The sequence below is a fragment of the Microbacterium umsixpiens genome, from assembly GCF_053543675.1.
The window spans coordinates 13,506-17,023 of sequence record NZ_JBLVOH010000039.1; the positions used below are offsets into that span (position 1 = coordinate 13,506).

Annotated in this window: 3 protein-coding genes; all 3 read right to left on the reverse strand. The window is 71.1% G+C overall.

What is annotated here, in order from left to right; genetic code table 11:
* Positions 1–914 (reverse strand): TIGR03364 family FAD-dependent oxidoreductase (locus ACNPM4_RS04230; RefSeq protein ID WP_448984800.1); only part of this gene is annotated, 914 nt, incomplete at its 3' end.
* On the reverse strand, positions 911–2,638 hold the full coding sequence (phnE, locus tag ACNPM4_RS04235; RefSeq protein ID WP_448984801.1) for a phosphonate ABC transporter, permease protein PhnE: 1,728 nt from the start codon (positions 2,636–2,638) through the stop codon (positions 911–913). The genes phnE and ACNPM4_RS04230, both read right to left, overlap by 4 nt.
* Complete coding sequence (phnC, locus tag ACNPM4_RS04240) at positions 2,635–3,465, reverse strand: phosphonate ABC transporter ATP-binding protein (protein WP_448984802.1); 831 nt, start codon at positions 3,463–3,465, stop codon at positions 2,635–2,637. Before phnC ends, phnE begins: the two co-directional genes overlap by 4 nt.
* Positions 3,466–3,518 lie beyond the last annotated feature (53 nt).

A 3,518-nucleotide genomic window follows, 5' to 3' on the forward strand; every position in this document is an offset into this window, starting at 1 on the left:
AGGAATGCGGTGAAGGCGGCCTCGGGCTGGAAGGGCGCCGGAGCGACCGCGGTCGCGTGCGAGTCGCCGATGATGAGCGTGCCATCCGGCAGCTGTGTGTACATCTGATTGAGGTCGATGGCGGCGAGGTCGGGCCGCTCGGCATGCAGGCGTTCCCGCAGCACCGTGGCCTCGACCCCGTCGGCGAAGCGCCCGTAGCGCACGAGCGACCAGCCGGTGAGCAGCGGTGCGGCGAGCGGATGCCGGAACGACACCGCCGCCCGCATCATGTCGAGGGCGCAGCGCGCGATCCCGTGCCGCTCGGCGACCTCGGGGAGCAACTGGTCGATGTCGTGGTTCACCGCGACGACGACGCTTCCGCAGCCGATCGGGCCCCGGGTGGTCTCGACTCGGCCCGCCCCCACCGCGGTGACCGCGGTGCGGAACCGGAACTCCACTCCGAGGCTCGCGAGATGACGCACGGTCGCGGTGGCCGCGGTGCGCGGATCGGTCTGCAGGTCGACTTCGATGTGCGCGCCGCCGACGAGGCCGTCCGCCCGGAGCGGGGCGAGGCGCAGGAGCTCGTCGGCCTCGAGCAGGCGGATGCCGCCCTCGCGGGAGGCCGCCTCCAGCACGGCGATCTCGTCGTCGTGGCGGGCGGCCACGAGTGTGCCCGACTCGCGCAGCCAGAAGCCGGCGTCTTTGGCGAGGCGCAGCCACAGCGCGCGGGAGACGTCGGCGTAGCGCCGCGCCTCCCCGCCCTGGGCGCCGATGCAGAGGTGACCGAAGTTGCGGATCGTGGCGCCGACCGGGGCATCGGTGCGGTCGACGACGATCACGCGCAGCCCGCGACGGACCGCCGCGTATGCCGCACCGAGGCCGACGATCCCCGAGCCGACGACCACGACGTCGGCCGTGTTCGGAGTGCCGTTCATCGGAACACCTTCCGCATCCACATGGCGAGCCCTTCGACCACGAGCACGGTGGCGAGGATCATCAGGACGATCGCGGTCACGGTCTCGTAGCGCGAACCCTGGCTGGCATTGAGCAGGTAGTACCCCACTCCTCCGCCGCCGACGATGCCGAGGATCGTCGCCGCGCGGATGTTCGTGTCGAGCATGTAGAAGCTGTGGCCGATGAGCGCCTGCATCCCCTGCGGCACGGTGGCCGAGGTGTAGGTCTGCAGACGCGTCGCGCCGACCGCGCGCAGCGCCCGCTCGGGGCCGCGGTCCACCTCTTCGAACGAGTCGGCGATGAGCTTGCCGAGCAGTCCGATGCCGCCGATCGCGAGGGCGATGACGCCCGCCTGCGCACCGAGGCCCGTGATGACGACGAGCACGATCGCGAGGATCAGCTCGGGGATGCCGCGGATGCCGACGAGCAGCAGTCGCGCCGTTCCGCGCGCCCCCGGGCTGGGAGCGACGTTGCGGGCGGCGAGGGAGCCGAGCAGGATCGACGGGAGCAGGGTGAGCACGGTCGCGGCGAGCGCGATCGCGACCGTGTCGCGCATGGCCTCGAACATCGCGCTCGCGTCGTAGCTTCCGAAGGACGGCGGCCAGAACCGGGCGGCGACCTCGGGCAGCTTGGCCCAGAACGTGACGAAGTCCATCCAGTTGATCTGGCTGACCACGACGCTGCCGATCACGACGAGCACGGCGACGACACCGGCGATCGTGTGACGCACACGCTGCGCCGTCCAGGGTCGCCGCACCGCGGTCTGCGGGCTGGCGGCCCATGCCGGGCGTCCGGCGGGTGCGGCTGCGGCGTGCGCACCGAGCCGCGGGTGCAGCATCCGGTCGATCCAGGAGCGGGTGTGCCTCTGCTCGCCGAGCATCGCCCCGCGGACCATGCTGGAGACGATCTCCATCACGATGCAGAGGATGAAGATGACCAGGGCGATGCCGAGCCCCTTGCCGTAGTTGAGCGACTTGAAGGCGTACGACATCTCGAGGCCGAGGCCGGCGACGCCGACGTAGCCGAGCACCACGCTGCCGCGCAGGTTGATGTCGTTGCGGTGCAAGACCGTCGCCACCCAGCTGGGCAGTACCTGCGGCAGGATGCCGGCGCTGAACTCCTGCATCTTCGAGCCGCCCGCGGCGCGGATCGCGAGACGGGGGCCTTCATCGATCTGCTCGATCGCGTCGGCGAACATCTTCGAGATCATGCCGATCGAGTGGATGCCGATGGCGAGGATGCCCGGGAGCGTGCCGAGCGAGAACATCAGCACGAACGCCATCGCGAGCACCACGTCGGGCAGAGCGCGGGTGAGGACGCCGATGAACCGGGCGGCGGCGCGCCAGCCGTTCCCCGGCGTCGTGTTGGATGCGGCGAGGTAGGCGATCGGCACCGACAGCACCGCGGCGAGCAGGGTGCCGACGAGCACGAGGCCGACGGTGAGGGCGATCAGCCAGGCCAGGTCGGCGGGCTCGGGGAACGAGAGGCCGCCCACACGCGCCATGAAGTTCTCGGCGTTGCCCCAGCTCTGCACCATCGCCGGGATGGAGATGTCGACCTCGCGGACGGCGAGGATGCCGAGCACGACGAGCGCGACCAGAGTGAGGGACGCCGCGATGCGCTCCGGCGAGATCGGTCGCTTCGGAGCCCGCTCGGCGACCGTCGAGGCCGCTGCGGTGCGCGGACGGTCGGCGAGGATCGTCATGATGCCGCCACCTGTGCGGCCGCCACGACGAGCTCTTCCTGCACGGCCCGGATCTCGGCGGTGGTGGGCGCGACGCGGCCGTAGATCTCCATGACCTCGGCCTTGGTGAGGTCGGTGGTGGGGGTGTCCAGCACGACCTCGCCGTGGCGGAGCCCGACGATGCGGTCGGCCCAGCTGATCGCCAGGTCAACCTGGTGCAGGCTGCACACGACCGTGAGTCCTTCGTCGGCGGCGATCTCGCGGATCAGGGCCATGACCTGCTCGCTCGATTCCGGGTCGAGCGAGGCGACCGGCTCGTCGGCGAGCAGGATGTCGGGCTTCTGCATGAGGGCGCGGGCGATGGCGACGCGCTGTTGCTGTCCACCGGAGAGGGTGTCGCTGCGCTGGTAGGCGCGGTCGAGCAGACCCACGCGGTCGAGGTGCTCGAGCGCGGTGAGCTTGGCGGCCCGCGAGTAGCCCCAGAGCCCGAGGCGCGGTCCGCGCACACCCGACAGCGAGCCGGTGAGCACGTTCTCGAGCACGGTGAGCGAGGGCACGAGCTCGAACTGCTGGAAGATGAACCCGACGCGGCTGCGGAGGCCGCGGAGCGCCCGGCCCTTCAGCGAGGGAACCTGGGAGCCGAGCACCTCCACGGAGCCTGCGGTGGGGACCTCGAGCCCGTCGAGGTGGCGCAGTAGGGTCGACTTCCCCGAGCCGGAGAGGCCGAGGAGGACGACGATCTCGCCGCGGGAGACCTCGAGCGAGGCGCCCTTCAGGGCAGTGGTCGTGCCGAAGGTCTTCGTCACGCCGTCGAGACGGATGAGGGCGTCGGATGCCGAGGCGGTCATGTCGGAGCTCCTGTGATGTGGTGTGTGTCCTGCGGTGGGGCCCTCCGGCTCGC